A 23632-nucleotide genomic window follows, 5' to 3' on the forward strand; every position below is an offset into this window, starting at 1 on the left:
CAGCCGCCGTGTTGCCGACACTGGCCCGGTCGCCGCCCTGGCGCGGCCGCCACTCCGGAGGTTGCCATGCATCCGTCTGCTGGAGCCCGAAGCTGCCTGTACGACCGCGCCGAGCTGGATGCGGTGATGCACGCCATGGCGGGCCGGGTCGCGGCCTGGCTGCAGCCGCAGCAGCGCCTGGCCGTGATCGGCATTCTGCGGCGCGGCGCGCCGCTGGCGCAGCGCCTGACCGAACTGCTGGTGCAGCGCCACGGCATCGCCCCGCCGCTGCGGCTGGACCTCTCCGTCAAGCGCTATGCCGACGACCTCACGCTGCTGTACCCCGAGACGCGGCTCGACGAGCCGGCCGGGCACGCCGCGCCGGACCTCGGCGGCCACAGCCTGCTCGTGGTGGACGACGTGCTGTATTCCGGCCATTCGCTGCTGCGCGTGCTGCAGTACCTGGCCGGCAAGCAGCCGCAGCAGATCCGCGTCGCCACACTGGTTGACCGCTGCGTCGCCCGCCTGCCGGTGCATGCCGACGTGGTGGGTGTGCGGCTGGAGGTCGCGCCCGGCAGCATCATCGACTGCCACGTGCCGCCATACGAGCCCGACTTCCAGATCGATCTGGTGCAGCCGGGACGCGCGCCATGAAGGCCCCGGACCGCCCCATTGTGTTCCGCGACCGCATCGACGCCGCCTGCCAGCTGGCGCGGCGGCTGCAGGCCTATCGCGGCCGCAACCCGCTGGTGCTGGCCATACCGCGCGGCGCCGTGCCCATGGCGCGGTCCCTCGCGGAGGCGCTGCAGGGAGACCTCGACGTGGTGCTGGTGCGCAAGCTGGGCGCGCCCTTCCAGAGCGAGCTGGCAATCGGCTCCGTGGACGAAAGCGGCTGGGTCTACCTCGCGCCCCACGCCGCCGCCGCCGGCGCCGGCGCCGACCGGGAGTACATCGCCGCCGAAAAGCGCAGGCAGATGGACGTCATCCGCCAGCGGCGCGCGCAGTACACGCCGGTGCGCCCGCCCCTGGACCCCGCGGGCCGCATCGTCATCGTGGTGGACGATGGACTGGCCACGGGGGCCACCATGGTGGCCGCACTGCACGGCCTGCGCCAGCGCCACCCCGCTAGGCTGGTCTGCGCCGTGCCGGTGTCGTCGCCGGAGGCGCTCGACATGGTCCGCCCCCTGGCCGACGAGGTGCTGTGCCTGCAGGCGCCGGCGGACTTCCGGGCCGTGGGCCAGTTCTACCGGGACTTCGCCCAGGTCGAGGACGACGAGGTGGTCGCCCTGCTCAAGCCCTAGCTCAGGCAGGCTGCAGATACTTTTCGAACCAGTCGGCGGCCTGCCGGGCCGCGGCCTCCAGGGTGCCCGGCTCCTCAAACAAATGGGTAGCGCCCGGAACGACGCTCAGGCGGTGCGGACAGCGCATGAGGGAGGCCGCCTGCCGGTTCAGCTCCAGCACCTCATCGTCCCGGGTGCCCACCACCAGCAGGGTCGGGCAGGCCACGCGCGCCAGCGCCTCGGGGCCGGCCAGGTCGGGCCGCCCGCCGCGCGACACCACGGCCCGGATATCGCGGCCCTGCGCGGCCGCGGCCATCAGGGCCGCCGCCGCCCCGGTGCTGGCGCCGAAGTAGCCCATGGGCAGGGACCGGGTGAGCTGCTGCCGGCCGAGCCAGCGCGCCGCCGCGCGCAGCCGCTGCGTCAGCAGGGCGATGTCGAAGCGGGTGCGGTAGTCCCGGTCTTCTTCGGGCGTGAGCAGGTCGAGCAGCAGGGTGCCCACGCCGCGCGCGTGCAGCACCCGGGCCACGTAGTTGTTGCGCGGGCTGTGCCGGCTGCTGCCGCTGCCATGCGCGAACAGCACCACCCCGATGGGCGCGGCGGGCAGCGCCAGCAGGCCCTCGACATGGGCCTGGTCCACCGGAATGCGCACCAATTGTTCGTGCGGCGATGCCATGGATGCCTCACATGCACAGCACCGCCGCGCCCTGGAGAGCGCCCTGGCGCAGCCGCTCCAGGGCCTCGTTCGCCTGCTCCAGCGCGAACACGCTGACCTCGCTGCGCAGCGGCACCTGCCGGACCGCCTCGAAAAACGCGAGGCCGTCTTCGCGCGTGAGGTTGGCCACGGAGCGGATGCTGCGCTCTCCCCACAGCCAGGCATAGGGAAAGCCGGGAATGTCGCTCATGTGTATGCCCGCGCAGACCACGCAGCCGCCCTTGTCGAGGTGCTGCAGGGCAATGGGCACCAGGGGGCCCGCGGGCGCGAAGATCAGGGTCGCGTCCAGCGGCTGCGGCGGGGCCTCGTCGGTGCCCGCGGCCCAGTTCGCACCCAGGCTGCGGGCGAATTCCTGGCTGGCGCCATCGCCTGGGCGGGTGAAGGCGAAGACTTCGCGGCCCTGGGCGCGCGCGAGCTGGGTGATGAGATGCGCCGCCGCGCCGAAGCCGTAGACGCCGAGCCGCTGCGGATCGCCCGCCATGCGCAGCGCCCGGTAGCCGATGAGGCCGGCGCACAGCAGCGGCGCCAGGTGCTCGGCGGCCGGCTCCTCGGGCAAGGCCAGGCAATAGCGCGCATCGGCCAGCGTGTACTCGGCATAGCCGCCGTCGAGCTGGTATCCCGTGAAACGGGCCCGGTCGCACAGATTCTCGCGTCCGCTGGTGCAAAAGTGGCATTGCCCGCAGGTCCAGCCCAGCCAGGGCACGCCCACCCGCTGGCCCAGGCGCCAGCCCTGCACGCCGGGCCCCAGGCCCGCGACCCGGGCCACGATTTCATGGCCGGGCACCACGGGCAGCACCAGGTCGGGCAGCTCGCCATCGAGCAGGTGCAGGTCGGTGCGGCACACCCCGCAGGCCTCGACGGCCAGCAGCAGCTGGCCGTCCCGGGGCACGGGCTGCGGCAGCTCGGTCAGCCGCAGCGGACGGCCGGGCTGCTCAAGGACCATGGCACGCATACACACCCCCTGTCTGGCTCCGCCGGGTGGCGGTCAGGCTTGCATCTTCTGCGTTTGCCCCGTGCGGATCAAGCCCGCGGACCCTGCGCAACCCGCGCGCCGCCCATATGCATATAGCACGGGCGCATGTGAATTTCCCCACAATGGCGGCGGCTGCGCCACTCATACATGATTCGGCGCAACATCGCACTGATCCATCACAAGGAAAGACGCCATGCACCCTCTTCTCCGGCGCGCCGCCACCGCTGCGGCCATGCTGCTGACCACCGCCTCGGCACTCGCCCAGGCCACCGACTGGCCCAGGCAGCCCATCACCCTGATCATGGGCTTTCCGGCCGGCTCGGGCGTGGACGTGGTGGCGCGCGCGGTGCAAGAGCCCCTGAGCCAGAAGCTCGGCCAGCCCGTGATCATCGACTACAAGTCCGGCGCGGCCGGCAACATCGCCAGCGAGTACGTGGCCCATGCCAGGCCCGATGGCTACACGCTCGCCTTCGGCACGGCGGCCACACACGGCAGCAACGCGGCCCTGTACAAGAACCTGCCCTTCGACGTGGAGGCCGACTTCGTGCCCGTGGGCCCGCTGATCGACGTCTCCAACGTGCTCACCATCAACCCGAACGTGATCGACGCGAAGAACCTCAAGGAGTTCGTCGAGATCGTCAAGGCCAACCCCGGCAAGTACAACTACGCCTCCACCGGCAACGGCACGGGCACGCACATGGCGTTCGCCGAGTTCAATGCGCGCCTGGGCCTGAACATGGTCCACGTGCCCTACAAGGGCGGCCCCGAGGCCATCACCTCGGTGCTGCGCGGCGAGACCTGCTGCATCATGAACCAGGTGCAGACCGTGCTGCCGCACTACAAGGCTGGCCGCGTGCGCCTGCTGGGCGTGACCACGGCCAAGCCCGTGGCAGCCGTGCAGGAGGTGCCCACCATCGCGTCCAGCGGCCTGCCCGGCACCCAGGGCTTCGACAGCTCGATCTGGTTCGGCATCTTCGCGCCCAAGGGCACGGACGCCGCCGTGGTGCACAAGCTGAGCACCGCGCTGCGCCAGGTGCTGGAGCAGCCCGAGCTGCGCCAACGCTTCGAGTCGCAGGGCAACGCGGTGCGCATAGAGACGCCCGAGCAGTTCCGCCAGACTGTACGCAAGGACCGCGCCAAGTGGGCGCAGGTGGTCAAGGACGCGAAAATCAGCATCAACTGACCACCCCGCACCCGCACCTTCCATGTCTGTTTCGCCCCCCATGGGAATGGCCGGCCTGGCCGCCCTCGAAGAACGCCTCGCGCACGACCTGCTGACCCTCAACTGGCGCGCCCGCCCCTGGCTGCCCACCCGCAGCCACGGCGGGCAGGCCGTCATCGACGTGCTCGTCATCGGCGCCGGCCAGGCGGGCCTGGCGGCCAGCATGGCGCTGGCGCAGCAGGGCGTGGCCGCCGTGCTGCTGGACCGAGCCCCCGCCGACTACGAGGGCCCCTGGGCCACCACGGCGCGCATGGAGACCCTGCGCTCGCCCAAGGAGCTCACCGGCCCCGCGCTGGGCGTGCCGTCGCTCACCTTCCGCGCCTGGTTCGAGGCCCAGTGGGGCCGCGATGCCTGGGACGCGCTCGACAAAATCCCGCGCCTGCAGTGGATGGATTACCTGCGCTGGTACCGCCGCGTGACCGGGGCCGACGTGCGCAACGGGCATGCCGCCACGGCCGTGCGCCCGCGCGCCGACGGCCTGGTGGAAGTGGACGTGCAGGCCCCCGCGGGCCACGCCACCTGGCTGGCGCGCCGCGTGGTGCTGGCCACGGGCCGCGACGGCCTGGGCGGGCCGCAGATACCGCCCTTCATGCAGGACGTGGAGCGCGGCCTGTGGGCGCATTCCTCCGACGTGCTGGACTACGCCACGCTGGCGGGCAAGCGCGTGGGCGTGATCGGCATGGGGTCGTCCGCCATGGACAGCGCCAGCACGGCGCTCGAATGCGGCGCGGCCAGCGTGGACCTGATCGCGCGGCGCGCCGCCATGCCCATGGTGAACAAGTCCAAGGGCTCGGGCGTGCCCGGCCTCACGCAGGGGCACTACGACCTGCCCGATGCGTGGAAATGGCGCATACGCCACTACATCAACGCGCAGCAGGTGCCGCCGCCGCACGGCAGCACGCTGCGCGTGTCGCGCCACGCGAATGCGTTCTTCCACTTCGGCTGCGCGGTGCACGCCGTCACGCAGGCGGGGCGGGAGCTGCGCGTGGCCACGGCCCGGGGCACGTTCGCGTTCAACTTCCTGATCCTCGCCACGGGCTTCGCCATCGACTGGGCGCAAAAGCCCGAGTTCGCGCCCTTCGCGCGGCACGTGCGCACCTGGGGCGAGCGCTACCGGCCCCCGCCGGGCGAGGAGGACCGCGAGCTGTTCGACTCGCCCGACCTCGGCCCCGTGTTCGAGTTCCAGGAGAAGGCGCCCGGCACCTGCCCGGGGCTGGACCGCATCCACTGCTTCTGCTACCCGGCGGCGCTGTCGCACGGCACCGTCTCGGGCGACATCCCCGCCATCAGCGACGGCGCGCGGCGCCTGGCCAGCGGCATCGCCGGCCTGCTGTACCGCGAGGACGTGGAGCACCACCACGCCGTGCTGCAGGCCTATGCAGAACCCGAACTGCTGGGCGACGAATGGACGCCCGCCGATACATCCCAACGCGTACTGCCATCGCCATGACCGACACCATCGACCAGCTCACCCACCTGGACAATGCCCCCCACGCGCTGGCCGCGCGCCAGCAGCGCGCCAAGGCCATCGCAGCCACCCAGGCCTGCGAAGACCTGCTGCTGGCCCCCGCCCTGCCCGGCGGCCTGCCGCTGCCAGAGCGCCTGGCCGTGGCGCAGGCCGTGGCCGCCGCCAGCGGCGTGGCGGCGCTGGCCGCGCACTACGGCGCGCAGCTGGCCCGCCTGCCAGCGCCCGTGCAGGACGCGCGCTGGCAGGTCATCACCCGCTTCGCGCACCTGCTGGCCACCGAGCCCGCCGCAGCCGACCGCGCGGCCCTGCTGGCGCTGCCCGGCGCGGGCCTGCCCACGTCGGACGTGGTGTTGCTCGCGCAGCTCATCGGCTTCGTGGCCTACCAGGCGCGCCTGGTCGCGGGCGTGGCGGCCCTGGCCGCACTGGGCCCGGCAACGGAGGGCGCGGCGCCCGCGCAAGGCGAGCCCGACGCACCCTTCGTCCACCCCGCCAACCTGCCCCCACCCGGCGAGCCGCTGCGCCTCAATGGCTACACCAGCGAGACGCTGGACTGGAAGGCCTGGCTGCCCGTGGTGGACCCGGCCTCGGCCAGCGCCGAGCAGAACGCCGTGCTGGACGCGAGCCACCCCAAGGCGCGCACGTCCGATTTCTACCTGGTGCTGGCCCACCAGCCGCGCGTGCTGGCCGAACGCTCGCAGGCATTCAACGCCATCATGTACGCCCCCGGCGGCCTGCCGCGCGCCGAGCGCGAGCTGGCTACCACCGTGGTCTCGCGCATCAACGGCTGCGTGTACTGCGCCTCGGTGCACGCGCAGCGCTTCGAGCAGCTGGCCAAGCGCAACGACGTGATCGCGCAGGTCTTCACCGACCCCGACAGCGCCGGCACCAGCGCGCGCGAGCGCGCCATCGTGCAGGCCAGCGCCGCCCTCACGCGCGCGCCCGGCGGGTTCGGGCCGCAGCACTTGACGCCGCTGCGCGCCGCGGGCCTCGGCGACCTGGAGTTGCTGGACACGGTGCACGCCATCGCACTGTTCGCCTGGGCCAACCGCCTCATGCTCAACCTGGGCGAGGCAGTACATCCTTGAATGCACCCGTTTTGATAGCTATCAGCGCTTGATACACGGGCGCTGAAGGCCAAAAACGCTCAATTTTCCGAGCCAGGACCTGCGAACACGGTCAGCACGCCGGTGTATCCATACAGCCGGTGCGACGCGATCTCGCCAAAGGCGAAGAAGCCCGTGAGCGGCACGTCGCCCAGCGCCCGGCGCACGATCTGCAGCTCCGCGCTGGGGCCGCCGAAGTGCGGCCCACCGCGGCCCGAGCAGCTCACGTAGAGGGCCCCGCAGAGGCGGCGCGCGGGCATCTGCTCGCCCCTTGGCGCGGCGCTCCCTGCGGGAACCGCCTGCGGGGCCTGCAGCTCAGGCGCGAGTTCCTCGCGGATCTCGGCGCAGATGCGCACCAGGTCGGCCCGCGCCGCGGCCGCATGGCGCTGGCAGAACACCAGCCGCATGCCCGCCTCCACCCGGTCGGCCAGCGCCACGCCGCCGCGCGCGCCATCCAGCCCCACGATGTGCCGCACGCGCGCGTCGGCGCCGATGTGGCCCCTGTGCCGCAGCGGCGGCCCATCCGCATCCGACAGGCCCGCCAGCGTGGCCCGCACGGCGCGCAATGCGGGCTGCGGGTCGCCCGCCAGGGTCACGCCCAAGGCGCCGAGCAGCACGTCGAGCGCGGACCGGCCGTCGAGCCGCAGCACCACGTTGTCCCGCGCCTCGGTGATGACGGCCTGCGGGCCGATGGGCTGGCAGCCCTGCGTGACGCGCGACACCAAGTCCACCTGCGGCCCGAAGGCCACGCCCGACAGGCCGCCCGAAAGCACGCCACCCCTGGTCCCGTCGCTCCCGGCATGCTGCGCAAACTGCACGCTGCGCCCACGGCTGGCGGCCACGCCGCCAAACAGGCAGCCGCTGGCCGTGCGCTCCGCCATCTCGGCCAGCAGTTCGGCCAGATCGGGCGTTTGGCCGTCGGCATGCACCAGCGCCTTGTGCGCGGCGCCGCGCTGCAGCGGCGCCACGCCGGAAAACACCTGGTACTGCGCGCTCGGCACGTCGCACAGCATGAGCGAGAGCGCGGGCTCGTCGAAATACTCCACGTTGTTGCCCGCCACACCCACGCCGACGGTCCCGCTCCAGTCGGTGACCGAGGGCAGCGCCTCGGCCAGATGGCGCAGGAGCGCGGCGGCATCGTCCGCATAGTGGTCCGTGATGTAGAGCAGGCCCAGCGTGGGCGCCCGGGCATAGCCCGGCAAGGCCATCTGGGCCTTGAGCTGCGCCAGCACCAGGGCAGCCGCCATGCGCCATTGCGGGTGGGTGGCATGGGCATTGGGAAAGAGCTTCATGGCTCGCCCCCGGCGTACGGCACGCTAGCGCGGCGCAGCGGGCTTCTTGGCCGCGGCCGCCGTCTTGCGCGCGGCCGGGCGCGGCCTTGCAGCCGGCTTGGCCTGCGCGCCGGGCTCCGCCGCGGCCTTGGGCCTGGCCGCGGCGGCTGCCCCGTGCATGCCCTGGGCCGCCATCTGCGCGGCCATGTCCGTGGCCGCCTTGAACGCGCCGCTGGCCATGTCGCGCGTGCTCTCGAACGCCGCACGGTGGGCGCCGGCATCTTTCAAGGCATTGGCGGCAAGCTGCTGGAACTGGTTGGTGAGGGCGCCCCACCACTGCACGGGGTCCACCATGCCCGGCGCCGCAGGCCCTGCCGGTGCGGACTCCGGCTGGGCCGGCGCTTCGGCCCGGCGCGGCTCCTCCTGCGCGGGTGCTTCGGGCTGCGGCGCCGGCTCCGGCGCGGGAGCCGGTGCAGGCGCCGCCGCGGCTTGCCGCGTGGCGCTGCCGCCATCGCCGGCGGCATGCGCGGCGCCAAACGCGCCGACCATGTCACCCATGGCCACGTTCATGCCCTGCAGCGTGGCCAGCGTCATCTTCTGCACCTCCAGCGCCTGCACCGTGGCGGTGAGCGCGCGCGCGTTCTGCTCCAGCCAGAACTGCACGGTCTTGAGCTCCTGGATACGCCTGTCGATCTCCTCGACACTCATCGTGGGCGCCACCCAGCCCGACAACGCGGGCATGCCCGCAGCGGCGCCCTTGGCCAGGTTCTGCAGGAAGTCGAAGCCCGGGACGAAGCGCCCGAAGCCAAAGGGAGTTGTGTCGCTCATGGGTACTCCTATGCAATCACGCAGGGTATGGTGTGCGACAGCTTACCGCCAATGCGCCGCTCCCGGCACGTGGCGGACAGCGCCGCAGGCCGCCTGCATGCGTGGTTTTCTCGTGCAAACCCGCGTGAATACGGCACCTCTGCAGGCATACAGCGCCTAGAATTCCATGGCCTGCCTCCGTGCCCGGCATGGCATGCACTTCAACACTTCCCATAATTTCCAACACCATGGCAACTGCAAAGAAAACCGCCGCGCCGGCGAAGAAGACCACCGCCGCCAAGAAGGCCGCGGCACCTGCCAAGACGGCAGTCGTGAAGAAGGCCGCGGCGCCCGCCGCCGCACTCAAGCCCGTGAAGGACGCCTTCACGAAGACCACGCTGGTCGCCCACCTGGCCACGCAGGCTGGCGTCGAGCCCAAGGCCGCCAAGGCCGTGCTCGCGGCACTGGAAACGGCCATCCTGGGCTCCGTGCACAAGAAGGGCTCCGGCGAATTCACGCTGCCCGGCCTGCTGAAGATCGGCCTGCAGCAAGTGCCGGCCAAGAAGAAGCGCTTCGGCAAGGATCCGTTCACGGGCGAGGAGCGCTGGTTCCCGGCCAAGCCTGCATCGGTCAAGATCAAGACCCGCGCCCTCAAGAAGCTCAAGGACGCGACGCTCTGACCTGCGCAGGCCCCGCCAAGAAGCAAGCAGCCCTCGGGCTGCTTTTTCTTTGGTTCGTCAGACCCTGTACGGCTGCAGATACAGATCGGCGAGCCGCCTGCGGGCCGCCTCGTCCACGCCCAGGCGCCGCTCCAGGTAGCGCTGCACGCCGCCATGATCACGGTCCACGGCCTGCAGCGCGGCCTGCAGGAAATCCTCCCGCACGCGCCAGATCACGTTCAGCACCTCCTCGGGCGCGCTGCTCTTGAGACTCTCCGGGCGGCGGTACAGGCCGTTGGTGAGCAGATAGTCCTGCATCACCACATCGCGATCGACGCCCAGCGCGAGCAATATCAGCGCGGCGGCAAACCCCGTGCGGTCCTTGCCCGCGGTGCAATGGAACACCAGCGGCGTATCCTCGGCAAGCAGCTGCTCGAACAGCCCCGCGAACTGGGCCGCGTTGTCGGACACGAACGCGCGGTACGTGTCCTGCATCAGCTCCACGGCCTTTGGCTCCGTCATCCTCTGGCCCGTCTGCGCCATCTCCTTGGCGCGCTGCACCACCGTGGGCTCGATGGGCAGCGCGTAATAGCGCACGTCGGGCAAGGCATAGCTCAGCGCGGAGCTCTCCACCCGCCCACGGAAGTCCACGGCACGCGCCAGCCCCAGTTCGGCCAGCACATGCGCATCCTGGGGCGTCAGGCCAGCCAGGTGGTCGGAGCGAAAGATCCGGCGCCACCGCACGATGCGGCCATCGCGCCCCGCATACCCGCCCAGATCGCGGAAATTGGAGGCGCCGGCAAGCGATAAGGAACGCGAAAAATCATCCATGCCAAGGTAACCGTTATGGCGTCGGGCAACGGCCCGCCGGCAAATGCATGAAAAAAGGGGTTACGACCATGTCGTAACCCCTTCTTCTTGTTGGTTGCGCGAGAAGGATTTGAACCTCCGACCTTTGGGTTATGAGTCGAAACAAAGCATTGCATACCTGCATTGGTCTTGGATGTGCTCATACGACTTAAAACAATGGTAACACCAATAAATCAATGACTTATACCGTGACACCCTCCATCACTTGAACACGATCGAGATCATGCCTGTCACAGCAGCGCCCCCAAAAACCTTCCATCTCCTCCGAACACTTTTCGACCATTGGGTTTGAATGGGGTTGGCGCACCATCCCAGGAGACTGGCAGCACGGCCCCCAAAAGCATGCCTTCGCCAGGGCAACCGCGTCACTGCGGCTATTTATTTGGCACGTCACTCGTGCCATTTTCATGACTCGCTGGCCTCACAGCCATCGCGGGTAAACCTGTCATCCAGGTTTCTTAACACCCTTCGCGGCGACGCGCTGCACGCCCTCGGCGCTATGCCCCTCTGATGCGGTTCTGGTTGCTTCCCCAGCGGACTGGATAAACATCCGTGCGCCCGCGAAACAGGCGTCGGAACAGGGCTACCTTCTCGGCGGTGGACAGCCGGGAGGATTCTTGTTGTCGGGATGCAAGGGCAATTGGCTTTCGCTGCCGCCACTCGATTCCGTGGGCTTCGAGCAATGCAATCAGGCGAGTGTTTTCTTGTTCGAGCTGCTCAAGCTTTTGAGCACAGCTTGCCAACGGATGAATACCTTCATTCATCACCACCAGGCCCTGCGGCTTCAAGCCGCTTGCAGGTGAGTTGGCAACGCCGTTCGATGAGACCTACGACCTCACCGAGTATGTCGTGATCCAATTCCCGTGTGGCAAACAAAGAACGCAGGGAGGCCGCTTCTGAGGGCAACTGGCGCGCCAGAGCCAGGATCCTTTTTTTGACCTGTGCGGGTGACAGCCCAGCAGCCTGTGCAAACTGTTCCCAATGCCGCACTTGAACCTCGGTGAATTTGTACTTGCTGCCGATTTTCATCGCCATCTTGTCGGTGAGGTTGTCGTAGACCGCTGTCGATAGCGCGTCGTAGAGCGGTGCCAACACCGTACCGCGTCCGGTGTAGATCAGGGAGAAGTTCTTGGCGTGCGCATCGTGGTTGCCAATCAGGGCGTTGAAGATCACGTAGTCCAGTAAGCGCAAAATGTGCGGAGCGCTTGGGCGTGTGGTTTTGCGTATCAGCGCGAAGCATTGGGCCAGGTCCGGGCCGCCCTCGTTTTGGTACTTGTACTCGGGTGCAATACCCAATGCTTGGCAGAAGTCCTCCTGGTGCAGCCGCAGCAAGGCACCTCCGGGTTGGCGCACGCGGTCATATCGGTCCACCAGCAAATACACGCGATCAGCCACGCGATGGATGGCTGCGCTGGCGGCAGTCAGCTTCATCTGCGCGGCCAGTGCCATGCAGAAGCCCTCATTGAACACGCTGCCTTCTACAGCCTGAATGGTTGGCTTGAGAATGTGGGAACTTGGGGTGTTCTGCAGAGGCAGGCCGACGCGTCCCTCGGCAAAGACAACGGGCAGCTTGTCCTGCGCCCCCGCCAGTGACAGGCGCAAGCCTTCCTCCCCAGCCAACATGGGGCGGAGGGGCAGTTCATCCAGGAGCGCGATCAGTTCTGCCTCGTCCAACCATCGCACGGCCTGCGCCGAGGCGATGAGATCGGGCCGCTGGCCAGGTTCTAGCAGACTGACCGCCCCAGCGCATTCACCGCCGATGCCATCGAGCAGGGCAAAGTCGTTCTGGCGCGAGACGTGCAAGGTCTGGGCAATCAGTCTGCGCTTATCGCCTTCAGGCAGAAGGCCGGCAAAGAAGGGGCGCGTGGCCTTGTCGTCAAAAGCCTCCGCCTGCAAGGGGAGGTGATGCGACAGTGGACGTGCGTTGGCGGATTGCAGCCATTGCGTTGAGTAGCAAAAACTCAGCCGACCATCGACTTGTGCAAGCTGTCCGACGTGCTGCCCCAGCAGCCAGGCTTCCAGGACGCGGCTCATTTCGGGCCAGCCTGTGTCTGGCTGTCTTCTGAACTCGACACGCTTAGCGTTGCACCCAGCACCTGAAGAACCCGCAGGATGTTCTCCAGTCGGACGGTCGGCTTACCTGCTTCCAGATCAACAATAAACCGCACCCCCACGCCGGCTGCAAGCGCTAGTTGGGGCTGGGTCAGGCTGAGTGCTTTTCGGGTATGGCGCACCACGTCGCCCAAGTGCTCTGGCGTTTCAATCAGTGTAGGCATGTGAATTTCCTGTTCGGGAAATTATCCTGACTGATAAAGGGACTGTCAAATAAATTAACCGATCGGGAAATTATGCATTTACTCGTTTTGGAGCGCTGAGAAATATCCTGTTCGGGAAATCTCACGCAGTGACTACCGCATCCGATTGATTCACCACCGGCCTCCGCCCCACGGCATTCCCCACCACGTTGACCGCCTCGAGTCATGACAGTCTTGGCACTCCCAACCGGTCGAAGTACGCAATGGTCAGCACCCGCTTGATGGCTCCGCCGCTGTCGCGCCACCAGCGGTGGCAGTTACCCGCCACTTGGTTGGCCACATCCTCCGATGCCCCCAATGCCTTGAGTTCCCGATAGATCGTCTTATTGATCCGGCCCGATGAAGTTTTAAGCGGCATAGCGCACGTGCGGATCCTGGAAATAGCTCATCACCCGCTGCGGGTTGTTGTGCAGCATGTGCATGTGGGCATTGGCCGCCTCGCGTAGCTTTGCCCTGGTACGCACTGGCACACGCTTGCCCATCTCCTGCTTGAGATCGGCGTTCAGGCGCTCCTCTGGGTTGAGCTGCGGGCTATAGCTGGGCAGATAGAACAATTCGATCTGCTGCTTGCGCTCGCTCACCCAGGCTTTGACCACGCGGCTGTGGTGCACCCGCAGGTTGTCCAGAATCAGAAAGACTTTTCTGCCTGCATCCTGGATCAAGGCTTGCATGAACTCGATCAGCTTGTCGGCATTGAAGGCCTCATCGATGATCATCCAGCGCGTCTTGCCCTGGTTGGTGACCGTGGCGATCATGGACAGCTTGTGCCGCGTGCCGCCCACCGTGGGCACCACCGGGGTTTTACCCTTGGGCGCAAAGCTGCGCCCGCGCACATCGGTGTTGACCAGTGCGGTCTCATCGCCCCAGTGGATCTCGGCGCCTTCGGCGCGGGCGCGCTGCTCGATGCCGGGATACTCCCCTTGCAGTCACGCCTGCACCGCCTCGGGCTTTTGCTCGTATGCGCGCTTGAGCGGTTTTTGTGGCGTAAAGCCCCAGCGCGCGAGGTATTTGCCCACGCTGCGTGGCTGCAGGCGAATGCCGTATTCCTGCTCGATGAGTTCGGCCACGGCAGGGCGGCTCCACAGGAAGAAATCCATCTTCAACTGCTCGGGCCGGTGATCAATGATGGTGCGCTGGATGGCCTGCTCTTGCGCTGCACTCAAGACCCGTCCAGCTCCGCGCTCGCGCCCGCGAGGCGCAGGCTTGATGGCGGCCCAGCCACCCGCTTCGTACAGATCGATGCACCTCCTCACGCTCGGGTAGCTCAAGCCTGTCATCGCCACGATTTGCATCACCTTTGTGCCGCGTTTGTGCAAGCGCACCACTTGTTTGCGCCTCTCATGCAGCTGTACCAAGGTTTGATTTCTGGCGTCTTCTTTGTCCATGTTTTCTCGGACACGGCTTCATGGCAAAAGTTCAAACTTTATTGGGCCGAATCAATAAGAAGGTCGCCAAACCGATGCGATCTGAACAAGCGATCTTTGACGAGTTGGCGGGGCTGTGCGTCTCTCCAGGATATGTGCACGCGATCACCTAGTACAACATCCCGTAAATATGTTTTCTATAAGGGGTTTTTGATGTAAGCTCGACGCCTCATGAGGCGAGGCCGTCGAGCACAAGTTGTCAAGCTGTCAAAGAAGGAGCGCGAGGCGCTCGAAGCGTTGGTGCGCCAGAGCACGGCAGCCCAGCGCGACGTCGTGCGAGCCAAGATCGCGCTGATGGCCGACGAGGGTCTGACGACGGCGGCGATCGCTGCGTCGCTGGGCCTGTCGCTGCCCAGCGTGTCGAAGTGGCGCAGCCGCGTGGCGAGCCAAGGCATGGCGGGGCTGCGTGAGGTCCAGCGTCCCGGGCGACCGCGGCGCATCGCTGACGCGCAGCGGCTGCAACTGCTGGCCCTGGCGTGCGAGCCGGCCGAAGGTCTTGGCCGGGCCACGCCGACGCTGAATGAGTTGTGCGAGCGCGCCGTGCAGCGCGGGGTCGTGCCGCACATCAGCCGCAGTCACCTGCAGCGCATCTTGCAAGCCGGCGATGTGCGCCCGCACCGCGTGCGGCAGTGGCTGCACAGTCCTGACCCGCAGTTTCGCGAGAAGGTCAACGCCATCTGTGAGTTGTACCGCCAGCAGCCCTTGGGTTCGGTGGTGCTGAGCATCGACGAGAAGACCGGCATCCAGGCGATCGAGCGCAAGCATGCCGACCGCGCCCCGCAGCCTGGGCGCGCACGCCGCCGCGAATTCGAGTACATCCGGCATGGCACGCAGGCGCTGACGGCCGCGCTGGACGTGCATTCCGGCCGGGTGCTGGGCCGCTGCACCGACAGACGCACCCAGGACGATCTGGTGGCCTTCATGGAGGAGGTGGCATGCGCCTATCCCCAGGGCACCGTGCACGTCATCTGGGACAACCTGAACACGCACCGCGCGCAGGCGGTGTGGGCTGATTTCAACAGCCGGCACGGTGAGCGCTTCGTCTTTCACTTCACGCCGCTGCATGCCAGTTGGGTCAACCAGATCGAACTGCTGTTCGGCATCTACTCGCGCCGCGTCCTGCGCCACGCCAGCCATACCTCCACCCAGCATCTGCGCCAGCGCACCGAGGCCTTCATCGCACAGCGCAACGTCTCGCCCAAGCCGTTCAAGTGGACGTTCGCCGGCTTCGAGCTGCAAACTGGCGAACCCAGGAGGTTCACCCGCCATGCCCACACCCCTCGCCCAAGCAAGCGCCGCTGAGCTGCAGCGCCATCTCGCCGAATTCACCGGCCGCACCGCGGCCCATGTGCGTCCCTATGGCAAGCACCTGCTGATCCAGATGCACCGCGACGACGACGTCGATACCGTGGCACGCTTGAGCGAGGTCGCTCGCAACAAGTACACGGCAGCGTTTCGCAGCCACACCGGCCGCTGGGAGCCTTTGCCGGCCCCCGCTGCCGACCTGAAGCAGACCGCCGAGCTCGTCGCCACTCTCCTGGCGTCCTATCTTGAATCCTGAAATACATAAATGTATTTCAGGGATGTTGTACTAGTGCCGTGACATGAATGAAATGTCGGCACGGATGGTGCAATTTCCCGCTAGATGCAATACTGTTCATTTAATTAATAATTGGGTGCGGCTGATGTGCCTGATGCAGTACGGCGCCGCGATGACGCACGTTGTAGTTGCTCATCTTGCGTTTGACGCCCCGGGGATTGAGACGACCTCGGCTGCACACGGCCTTGCCGCTGGCGATCTCAACGAGTAGCGCATCGCGCCAGCCTGCGAGGCGCTCAGGGGGGAATGGCCGCAGCTTGCGGCATCTTGCGTTTGATCACGCGCACAGCGTGCACGAAACTCAAGCGATCCGGATCCAACCCGTTGTTCCAGGCCGCCTGGGCCATGAGCTGTCGGATCGCAAAATGCGCCAGCAGCAGCCCCCACAACTCCTGCTGCACCAACTCAGGCGTCTTGCTGCGCAGCACCGTGCTGCTGCCGCGCAGATGGGTCTTGAACTCATCAAGCACACTCTCGATCTCCCAGCGCTCGTGGTACAGCGCTGCCAGCTCTTGTGCCGGTGCCTGATCGGGGTCCAGGATATTGGTCACCAAACGGTAGCTATCCTGCGCAGGCGTGGCCGAGTCCTGCAGCGTGTAGTCAATGACCCGCACCACTTGTCCGTTGCGGCGTTGGCGGTCTTCGCTGCTGAAGAGGGTGCTCAGGTAGGAGCCGTCTTGAAGTCTTTGCTGCACCGGCAGCCTCATAGTGGATTTGACGCGCCAAGCCAACTTGGCACCACTGGCGCAAGCAATTTGCCAGAGCTTGAAGCTGTAAAACCCCCGATCAGCGAGCACCAGCATGTCCGGCTGCAGGTGCGAGGCCAGCAAGGGCTCGGCCATCGTTTGTTCGCCCTGAGCGTATGGCCCCATCTGCGCTGCCGTCACCACATGGGTGCCACACTCCACCAGACCCACCAGCCTGGCCTGCGGGAAGGCGCTTTGCCCGCGTGAGGACGAGGGGTAGCCAAAGAATTCCGCATTGGTGCGCTCATCGGCGACATCCATGGTGCTGCCATCGATGGCCATCACGCGCCAGTCACGATACCAGGCACCTGTGAGATCCCGGGATGCCACGGGTCGCAGCACCCGCTGCGCCAGTTGCTGCATCACTTCAGGGCCCAGCCGTGTGCGCGCCTGCGAGATGGCCGATTTACTGGCCTGGATGGTCTGACCCTGCCCCTGGGGGCCGCCGAGCCAGTGCAGGCCTTCGCAGACCACGCGCAACACCTCCTCCAGCGGCGCTTCGCGCCACAGCGCCAAGGCCATGACGTAGTACACCACCGCAGGTGCGGGCAAGAGCCGCTGGCGCTGACTGGCGCGTCCCGTCTGGGCCAGCACCTCTTCAATCAATGGACGTGGACACACGCTGGCCAGTACGCCAGCACTGATCAAGTGCGCTACATCAATGTGGGCCGCTACGGCCTTGCGTGTCCTTGCCATCGTTCCAATGCTGGGGGATTGCGATGGCTTCGAATTATCAATGATGAGATACTATCTGAACAGTATTGCCGCTAGATGAGCAACCATCGCAGGATGGAAAAATACACGGTCACCCTGAGCCAGAAAGAACGAGAGCAACTGCAGGCGATGCTGCGCAAGGGCTCGCACGCCTCGCAGAAGGTGCTCAACGCGCTGATCTTGCTCAACTGCGATGAGGCAGTCGGTGGCGCTGGGCAGCAGCGCAGCAGCCAGCAGATCGCCGACGTCCTGCACGTGAGCGCGCGCAAGATTGATCGCGTCAAACGCCGTTTCGTCGAAGAGGGGTTCGCGCTGGCGCTCGGTGGTGGCCGCTACCCCGAGAACTACGAGCGCCTGGTCGATGGCGACTTGGAGGCGCACCTGGTGGCACTGAGCTGCAGCGAGCCGCCTTCTGGGCGTGCGCGCTGGACGCTCAAGCTGCTGGCCGACAAGGCCGTGGAGCTGAACTACGTAGCGGCCAAGCGCATCACCTTGGTCATGGACAACCAGAACACCAACACGGCGGCGTCTTTGTACGAGGCCTTCGAGCCTAGGCAGGCCAAGGCGCTGTGGGATCGGTTCGAATTTGTCTACACGCCAAAACACGGCAGTTGGTTGAACATGGCCGAGATCGAGCTCAACGTGATGATTGGCCAATGCCTGGATCGGCGCCTGGATTGCATCGACAAGGTAAGCCGCGAGGTCGCGGCCTGGCAGCACCAACGCGATCAGCTCAACGCCAAGGTCGATTGGCAGTTCACCTGCGCCGATGCGCGCATCAAGCTCAAACGCCTATATCCGACATTTGATCGATGACGAGACACTAGCGGCCGCTTGTGCGACATCAATACAGCTTCAGCAGGCGCAGGTTGATCTGGTTGTTGGCCTTGAAGCCTTCGCGCACATGGATGTCGCGGCCATAGGTTGCGATCAGCTGCAGGTCGGGTTTCATGAACCATGCCGTGCCCACGTTGAACTTCGTCGTGGACAAGCGGTTGTTCTGGTCTACGCCGCCCACCTTGGTCTCGCCACCGAAGGAGTGGAACAGGGCTGCGCGCAGATCCAGCGCCGGGCTGAGCTGGTAGCGCAATTGCGTCTGCAATTGGTACAAGGGCTTTTGCTTCATGGTAGTTCTGCCGCCCGTGCCGTTGTTGTAGTCGTCGTTTTTGCCAAAGAGCGTCACGTCAGCGGCGTAGTCCCAGAGGATGAGGGGCGCCAGTTCGGCGATACCGCCGGCCTGTAGCGCAAACTTGTAGCGGTTTTCGCCCAGCCCTAGAGTCTGATTGCGGTCGTACGAGCCGGTCGGCAGGTACAGGTAGGGGGTGATGGCAAAGTGGTTCTTGTCGCCGGGTTTGGTGAACCAGATGGCGGAGGCAAGGATCAGATCGCCCACGCTGTTCTTGGAGCCCAGACCCGCAATATCGTCCTTGGCGCTGAGTCGGCCAAAGGGCAGCAGAAACTGAGGGTCGATGATGAGACCGCCCACTTCCATAAAGCGCACCGCACGCAAGATGCCCACGGTGGAGTCGAGCTGCGGGTTGATTGGCAGCCGGTTACCCTGGCTGTAAAGCTTGTCGCGCGTGGTGTGCTGGCCATAGAGCACCAGCGCGGTGGTTCCAGCCGGCAGAGGGGTGTAGTCACCGGCGTCAAGTTCGATGGCACTGGCCGTGCCAGCCTGCATGAGAGCCGCCAGGGCGGCGGCCAGGGGTGCCAGTCGTTTGGCAAATTGCTTCATTCGATTGTCTCCGAGGTGGGTATTGTTTTTTCTTGCAGCAACGCGCCGGACTACCCGCTCGCGGATGGAGTCCGGCGCGTTGCGATTGACGAGGTTGACGATTAGTTGGCTGTGTAGCCGCCGTCAACGACCAGCTCTGCTCCATGCACGAACGAGGATTCGTCCGAGGCCAGGAACAGCACGGCCTGCGATACCTCGATTGGCTGCGCGGGGCGCTTGAGCAGCGTTGGGCCGAGCAGGGCGGGGCGGATGGCCGGGTCATCGAGCATGGCCTTGGTCATCTGGGTCTCAATCACGCCCGGATGCACCGAGTTGACGCGGATATTGAACGGTGCCAAATCCACCGCACAGGACTTGGTGAACAGGCGCACCGCACCCTTGGAGGCCTCATAGGCGCTGGCACCGGGGGCACCGACAAGGCCGTAAATCGACGACACATTGACGATGGTGCTACCGCTGGCCTTTTTCATCAGCGGCACCGCTGCACGGGTTCCGAGGAACAGGCCGCGCACGTTCACATTAAAGGTGCGATCCCAATCTTCGTTGGTGGTGTCTTGCATGGACTTGAGGATCAGGATGCCTGCGTTGTTCACCAGTACATCCAGGCGGCCCGCGCGCTCGCTGATCTGTGCCAGCGCGGCGTTCCACTGGGATTCCTGCGTGATATCGAGCTGCAAAAAGTCGGCCTTGCCGCCGCTTTTGCGGATGCTGTCCACGGTGTTTTCCCCTTCAGCCGCATTCATGTCGGCCACGAACACCCAGGCACCTTGCGCTGCCAGCAGCTCGCAGTGCGAACGCCCCATGCCCATGGCACCACCGGTTACCAGAATCACCTTGTTTTCTACGCGTTTCATGCTATCTCCTTGGTTGAGTTGTTTAAAAAGTACTTTGTTGAACCGCCCCGGCTTTCAAGGAGGCCGATTGGTTTAAGTTGACACCTCTGTCGAGGTGTCGCTGACGGCGAGTTGCCTCCAGTAGTTTGCCTCAGCTTCTGCCGGAGGGATGCCCCCAATCGGCGTGAGCAGTCGGACGTGATTGAACCAGTGCACCCACTGCAGGGTGGCCAGCTCCACGGATTCCCTGGTCTTCCAGGGTCCCCGGCGGTGAATCAGCTCGGCCTTGTACAGCCCGTTGATGGTCTCGGCCAGTGCGTTGTCGTAGCTGTCACCCCGGCTGCCCACTGATGGCTGGATACCCGCCTGGTCCAAGCGTTCGGTGTAGCGTATGGAAACGTATTGACTGCCCCTGTCGGAATGGTGCGTCAAGGCATGGGCTGCTGGCTGGCGGTCATACAGCGCCTGCTCCAGCGCATCCAGCACGAAGTCCGTTTGCATGCTGCGGCTGACCCGCCAGCCCACGATGCGCCGGGCGTACACGTCCACCACGAAGGCCACGTACAACCAGCCCTGCCAGGTGGAGACGTAGGTGAAGTCCGACACCCACAGCTCGTTGGGCCGGCTGGCCTTGAATTGCCGGTTGACGTGGTCCAGCGGGCACGGTGCCGATGTGTCCGGCGTGGTGGTGCGCACTGTCTTGCCACGGCGTGCTCCTTGCAAGCCCATGGCACGCATCAGGCGCTCGACCGTGCAGCGCGCCACTGCGATGCCCTCGCGGTTCATCTGCAGCCAGACCTTATCGGCCCCGTAGACCTGCCAGTTGGCGTGCCACACGCGCTGGATGTCGGCTTTCAAACCCTCGTCACGCTGGACGCGTTGACTGCGCAGTTGCGGGTTGCGTTGCCGGGCTGCGTGGCGCCAGTAACACGACGGGGCCATCTGCAGCACCCGGCAGATGGGCTCGACCCCGTAGTCATCACGGTGGCGGTCGATGTAGTTCTTCAAGACTTCAATCGGCGGTCGAGCTCCGCCTGCGCGAAAAACGCGCTGGCCGTCTTCAGGATGTCGTTGGCCCGGCGCAGCTCTTTGACCTCACGCTCCAGTTCCTTGATGCGCTGGGCGTCTGCCGTGGTGGTGCCGGGGCGCTGGCCGCTGTCGACCTCGGCCTTCTTGACCCAGTCATTCAAGGTCTGCGGCACGCAGCCAATCTTGGGCGCAATCGATTCAATGGCTGCCCACAGCGACGGGTAGTCGGCTCGGTGCTCCTGCACCATGCGAACGGCGCGCTCGCGGACTTCCGGGGAGAACTTCGGTGACTTGTTCATGGCTCCATCTTCTCAAGAGTTGGTGCCTCCTCGAAATCCGGGGCTGTTCATTGTTGATTTCCACGCAGAAGTGACCCACTAACCCCCGGGATTTCCATCCAAACCTGACCCACGTACTAACCCTAACCTGCTGCTTTGCTGAGCAGCAGGAGACCAGGAGTGATAGACGTGGCAACACTGAGTGTCATCAGGCGCTGGGCCCTGCGAGAGCAGCTGTCCATCCGGGAGATAGCCCGCCGCACGGGCCTCTCGCGCAACACCATCCGCAAGTACCTGCGCGTAGGCGAGGCCGAGCCGCACTATGCCAAGCGGGTCAGTCCATCCAAGCTCGATCCCTTCGCCTTGAAGCTCGCTGGCTGGCTCAAGACGGAAGCTGGCCGATCCCGCAAGCAGCGCCGCACCGTCAAGCAGATGTACGTGGATCTGCAGGCGCTCGGTTATGGCGGCTCCTACAACCGCGTAGCGGCCTTTGCCCGCCTCTGGCACGAGCAGCGCCTTGTGGCCCAGCAGACCACTGGCCGCGGCACCTTCGTTCCCCTGGCCTTCGGTCCGGGTGAGGCCTTCCAGTTCGACTGGAGCGAGGACTGGGCTGTTCTCGCCGGCGTGCGCACCAAGCTGCAGGTAGCCCACTTCAAGCTCAGCCACAGCCGAGCGTTCTACCTGCGCGCCTATCCGCTGCAAACGCACGAGATGCTGTTCGATGCCCACAACCATGCATTCGCAGTCCTGGGCGGTGTGCCCCGCCGTGGCATCTACGACAACATGCGCACCGCCGTAGACCGGGTGCGCCGTGGCAAGGAGCGCGACGTCAATGCGCGCTTTGCGGCCATGGTCAGCCACTTCCTGTTCGAGGCCGAGTTCTGCAATCCTGCTTCGGGCTGGGAGAAGGGCCAGGTGGAGAAGAACGTGCGCGATGCCCGCCATCGCCTGTGGCAGGTAGTGCCGCCATTCCCAAGCCTGCCCGATCTCAATGCATGGCTTGAAGAGCGCTGCGTGGCGCTGTGGCACGAGATCGAGCACGGCAAGCTGCCGGGCACCGTCGCGGACATCTGGACCGAGGAGAAGAACGACTTGATGCCAATGCCCCGGCCCTTCGATGGCTTTGTGGAGCACACCAAACGCGTCTCACCCACCTGCCTCGTCCACTTCGAGCGCAACCGCTACAGCGTGCCGGCGCCTTATGCCAATCGGCCGGTGAGCCTGCGGGTCTACGCCGATCGCCTGGTGGTCGCCGCCGAAGGCCAGATCGTGTGCGAGCATCAGCGCCTGATCGAGCGTAACCACCATGGTGCGGGACAGACCGTGTACGACTGGCGCCACTACCTGGCAGTGCTGCAGCGCAAGCCCGGGGCCTTGCGCAATGGTGCTCCATTCCTGGAACTGCCAGCAGCCTTCAAGCGCCTGCAGGCCGCCCTCTTGAAGCAGCCAGGCGGCGACCGAGAGATGGTGGAGGTTCTGGCTCTGGTGCTGCACCACGATGAACAAGCTGTGCTCGCTGCAGTGGAGTTGGCACTGGAGTCAGGGGCTGCCAGCAAGACCCACATCCTGAACGTGCTGCACCGCCTGCTGGACGGTAAGCCCGCCCCAGCACCGGTCACCTCGCCCCAGGCCCTCAAGCTGTCTGTGGAACCCCAGGCCAACGTGCTGCGCTATGACCAATTGAGGGAGGTGCGCTATGCGTCATGACCCTGCCATCGCTTCCATCGTGATCATGCTGCGCGAGCTCAAGATGCACGGCATGGCCCAGGCGGTTGCGGAACTGGCTGAGCAAGGTGCGCCGGCCTTCGACGCAGCGCAGCCCATCCTGTCCCAACTGCTCAAGGCCGAGACCGCCGAGCGGGAGGTGCGCTCTGTGGCCTACCAACTCAAGGTGGCCAGGTTCCCTGCGTACCGGGACCTGGCTGGGTTTGACTTCAGCCACAGCGAGGTGAACGAGGCATTGGTACGCCAGTTGCACCGCTGCGAATTCTTGGAGAACGCCAACAACGTGGTGCTGGTGGGTGGACCGGGTACGGGCAAGACCCACATCGCCACAGCCCTCGGGGTGCAAGCCATTGAGCACCATCACCGCAGGGTGCGGTTCTTCTCCACGGTGGAGCTGGTCAATGCACTGGAAGAGGAGAAGGCCCAGGGCAAGCCGGGGCAGATCGCGCACCGCCTAGCCTATGCCGATCTGGTGATCCTGGATGAACTGGGCTACCTGCCATTCAGCACGTCAGGAGGAGCCTTGCTGTTCCACCTGCTGTCCAAGCTGTACGAGCGCACGAGCGTCGTGATCACCACCAACCTGAGCTTTAGCGAGTGGGCCAATGTGTTCGGAGATGCCAAGATGACCACGGCGCTGCTGGACCGGCTCACGCATCACTGCCATATTCTTGAGACCGGCAATGACAGCTACCGGTTCAAGAATAGCTCCGCACAGCAACCACCACAGACCACCAAGAAGGAGAAGGCGACCAAGAACTTATCCACAACGTGAGCGTGAAGCTCACGAACCAGGGTGGGTCAAGATTCGATGGAAATGGTGGGTCAGCTTTGCGTGGAAATCAACAAGTACTTCTTGCACTGAAATCAAAGGTACCCAAAATCGGAT

24 protein-coding genes, 1 pseudogene and 1 other annotated feature are annotated in these 23632 nt (G+C 65.8%); of the genes and pseudogenes, 11 read left to right on the forward strand and 14 right to left on the reverse strand.

From position 1 onward, the window contains the following. The first annotated feature begins 66 nt into the window (after positions 1-66). On the forward strand, positions 67-633 hold the full coding sequence (locus ALIDE2_RS21290) for a phosphoribosyltransferase family protein (RefSeq protein WP_013520722.1): 567 nt from the start codon (positions 67-69) through the stop codon (positions 631-633). Continuing rightward, on the forward strand, positions 630-1280 hold the full coding sequence (locus ALIDE2_RS21295) for a phosphoribosyltransferase (protein WP_013723099.1): 651 nt from the start codon (positions 630-632) through the stop codon (positions 1278-1280). The genes ALIDE2_RS21290 and ALIDE2_RS21295 overlap by 4 nt, the downstream gene beginning before the upstream one ends. Position 1281: 1 nt before the next feature. Here the strand turns inward: ALIDE2_RS21295 and ALIDE2_RS21300 are convergent, their stop codons facing one another. Together ALIDE2_RS21300 and ALIDE2_RS21305 are read right to left on the reverse strand one after the other, a co-directional pair. Continuing rightward, positions 1282-1932 (reverse strand): dienelactone hydrolase family protein, encoded by a 651-nt coding sequence (locus ALIDE2_RS21300; protein WP_013723100.1) that lies wholly within the window; start codon positions 1930-1932, stop codon positions 1282-1284. A gap of 7 nt (positions 1933-1939) precedes the next feature. Next, positions 1940-2923 carry a zinc-dependent alcohol dehydrogenase family protein gene (locus ALIDE2_RS21305; RefSeq protein ID WP_013723101.1) on the reverse strand — a complete coding sequence of 328 codons (984 nt, stop codon included), beginning with the start codon at positions 2921-2923 and terminating at the stop codon, positions 1940-1942. 214 nt (positions 2924-3137) lie between these two features. Between ALIDE2_RS21305 and ALIDE2_RS21310 the strand changes: the two genes are divergently transcribed. Genes ALIDE2_RS21310 through ALIDE2_RS24720 form a run of 3 tightly spaced genes read left to right on the forward strand, consistent with a single transcriptional unit; the run spans position 3138 to position 6719 of the window. Beyond that, a complete protein-coding gene (locus tag ALIDE2_RS21310; protein WP_013520726.1) occupies positions 3138-4127 on the forward strand; it encodes a Bug family tripartite tricarboxylate transporter substrate binding protein in 990 nt (329 codons plus the stop codon). Between the two features lie 22 nt (positions 4128-4149). Further along, entirely contained in the window at positions 4150-5616 is a 1467-nt protein-coding gene (locus ALIDE2_RS21315; protein ID WP_013723102.1) for a SidA/IucD/PvdA family monooxygenase, read from the forward strand. Beyond that, complete coding sequence (locus tag ALIDE2_RS24720; RefSeq protein ID WP_013520728.1) at positions 5613-6719, forward strand: peroxidase-related enzyme; 1107 nt, start codon at positions 5613-5615, stop codon at positions 6717-6719. The genes ALIDE2_RS21315 and ALIDE2_RS24720 overlap by 4 nt, the downstream gene beginning before the upstream one ends. 59 nt (positions 6720-6778) lie before the next feature. On the opposite strand, the gene ALIDE2_RS21325 is transcribed toward ALIDE2_RS24720, so the two are convergent. Together ALIDE2_RS21325 and ALIDE2_RS21330 are read right to left on the reverse strand one after the other, a co-directional pair. Continuing rightward, on the reverse strand, positions 6779-8029 hold the full coding sequence (locus tag ALIDE2_RS21325) for an FIST signal transduction protein (RefSeq protein ID WP_013520729.1): 1251 nt from the start codon (positions 8027-8029) through the stop codon (positions 6779-6781). Positions 8030-8053: 24 nt separating this feature from the next. Beyond that, positions 8054-8836, reverse strand: coding sequence for a PhaM family polyhydroxyalkanoate granule multifunctional regulatory protein (locus tag ALIDE2_RS21330; protein WP_013520730.1), 783 nt, complete (start codon positions 8834-8836; stop codon positions 8054-8056). 227 nt (positions 8837-9063) lie between these two features. Here ALIDE2_RS21330 and ALIDE2_RS21335 point away from each other — a divergent pair, with 227 nt between their 5' ends. Next, entirely contained in the window at positions 9064-9495 is a 432-nt protein-coding gene (locus tag ALIDE2_RS21335; protein WP_013520731.1) for an HU family DNA-binding protein, read from the forward strand. Between the two features lie 57 nt (positions 9496-9552). Here ALIDE2_RS21335 and ALIDE2_RS21340 read toward each other — a convergent pair whose 3' ends face one another. The 6 genes and pseudogenes from ALIDE2_RS21340 to ALIDE2_RS21350 all read right to left on the reverse strand — a co-directional run bounded on the left by ALIDE2_RS21340 (position 9553) and on the right by ALIDE2_RS21350 (position 14044). Next, positions 9553-10305 (reverse strand): tyrosine-protein phosphatase, encoded by a 753-nt coding sequence (locus ALIDE2_RS21340; RefSeq protein WP_013520732.1) that lies wholly within the window; start codon positions 10303-10305, stop codon positions 9553-9555. A gap of 536 nt (positions 10306-10841) precedes the next feature. Beyond that, positions 10842-11132 (reverse strand): hypothetical protein, encoded by a 291-nt coding sequence (locus tag ALIDE2_RS24725; RefSeq protein ID WP_202945487.1) that lies wholly within the window; start codon positions 11130-11132, stop codon positions 10842-10844. Continuing rightward, entirely contained in the window at positions 11101-12378 is a 1278-nt protein-coding gene (locus tag ALIDE2_RS21345) for a type II toxin-antitoxin system HipA family toxin (protein WP_013723103.1), read from the reverse strand. The genes ALIDE2_RS24725 and ALIDE2_RS21345 overlap by 32 nt, the downstream gene beginning before the upstream one ends. Further along, on the reverse strand, positions 12375-12620 hold the full coding sequence (locus ALIDE2_RS24730) for a helix-turn-helix transcriptional regulator (protein WP_013723104.1): 246 nt from the start codon (positions 12618-12620) through the stop codon (positions 12375-12377). Before ALIDE2_RS24730 ends, ALIDE2_RS21345 begins: the two co-directional genes overlap by 4 nt. 202 nt (positions 12621-12822) lie before the next feature. Continuing rightward, complete coding sequence (locus tag ALIDE2_RS24735) at positions 12823-13017, reverse strand: hypothetical protein (RefSeq protein ID WP_193353132.1); 195 nt, start codon at positions 13015-13017, stop codon at positions 12823-12825. After that, positions 13007-14044, reverse strand: a pseudogene (locus ALIDE2_RS21350) (IS630 family transposase). The gene ALIDE2_RS24735 and the pseudogene ALIDE2_RS21350 overlap by 11 nt, the downstream one beginning before the upstream one ends. 210 nt (positions 14045-14254) lie before the next feature. On the opposite strand from ALIDE2_RS21350, the gene ALIDE2_RS21355 reads away from it, so the two are divergent. Further along, positions 14255-15385, forward strand: a complete 1131-nt coding sequence (locus tag ALIDE2_RS21355; protein ID WP_013721273.1) for an IS630 family transposase — start codon at positions 14255-14257, stop codon at positions 15383-15385. Further along, complete coding sequence (locus ALIDE2_RS21360) at positions 15351-15644, forward strand: hypothetical protein (RefSeq protein WP_013721274.1); 294 nt, start codon at positions 15351-15353, stop codon at positions 15642-15644. Before ALIDE2_RS21355 ends, ALIDE2_RS21360 begins: the two co-directional genes overlap by 35 nt. Before the next feature lie 275 nt (positions 15645-15919). Here the strand turns inward: ALIDE2_RS21360 and ALIDE2_RS21365 are convergent, their stop codons facing one another. Then, positions 15920-17134 (reverse strand): IS4 family transposase, encoded by a 1215-nt coding sequence (locus ALIDE2_RS21365; protein WP_085945338.1) that lies wholly within the window; start codon positions 17132-17134, stop codon positions 15920-15922. Between the two features lie 84 nt (positions 17135-17218). Here ALIDE2_RS21365 and ALIDE2_RS24095 point away from each other — a divergent pair, with 84 nt between their 5' ends. Continuing rightward, a complete protein-coding gene (locus ALIDE2_RS24095; protein WP_049791396.1) occupies positions 17219-17959 on the forward strand; it encodes an IS630 family transposase in 741 nt (246 codons plus the stop codon). A gap of 28 nt (positions 17960-17987) precedes the next feature. On the opposite strand, the gene ALIDE2_RS21375 is transcribed toward ALIDE2_RS24095, so the two are convergent. The 3 genes from ALIDE2_RS21375 to ALIDE2_RS21385 form a co-directional block, all read right to left on the reverse strand. Next, the gene (locus tag ALIDE2_RS21375) at positions 17988-18878 is read right to left on the reverse strand and encodes a transporter (protein WP_013723106.1); all 891 of its coding nucleotides are present in this window, start codon (positions 18876-18878) and stop codon (positions 17988-17990) included. Between the two features lie 101 nt (positions 18879-18979). Further along, positions 18980-19732, reverse strand: coding sequence for a glucose 1-dehydrogenase (locus ALIDE2_RS21380; RefSeq protein WP_013723107.1), 753 nt, complete (start codon positions 19730-19732; stop codon positions 18980-18982). A 72-nt stretch (positions 19733-19804) separates the two neighbouring features. Beyond that, positions 19805-21039, reverse strand: a protein-coding gene (locus ALIDE2_RS21385; RefSeq protein ID WP_085945337.1) for an IS3 family transposase whose coding sequence is annotated in 2 segments (ribosomal slippage) — positions 19805-20751 and positions 20751-21039 — 1236 coding nt in all. Because the reading frame shifts where the segments join, the coding sequence is not laid out codon by codon here. After that, positions 20645-20761, reverse strand: a sequence feature (AL1L pseudoknot). It overlaps the preceding gene by 117 nt. Positions 21040-21198: 159 nt before the next feature. On the opposite strand from ALIDE2_RS21385, the gene istA reads away from it, so the two are divergent. Further along, on the forward strand, positions 21199-22725 hold the full coding sequence (istA, locus tag ALIDE2_RS21395; RefSeq protein WP_013721393.1) for an IS21 family transposase: 1527 nt from the start codon (positions 21199-21201) through the stop codon (positions 22723-22725). Then, positions 22715-23518, forward strand: coding sequence for an IS21-like element ISThsp10 family helper ATPase IstB (gene istB, locus ALIDE2_RS21400; protein ID WP_005800888.1), 804 nt, complete (start codon positions 22715-22717; stop codon positions 23516-23518). Before istA ends, istB begins: the two co-directional genes overlap by 11 nt. Positions 23519-23632: the final 114 nt, after the last annotated feature.

Source organism: Alicycliphilus denitrificans K601, from assembly GCF_000204645.1.
GTDB lineage: Bacteria > Pseudomonadota > Gammaproteobacteria > Burkholderiales > Burkholderiaceae_C > Alicycliphilus > Alicycliphilus denitrificans.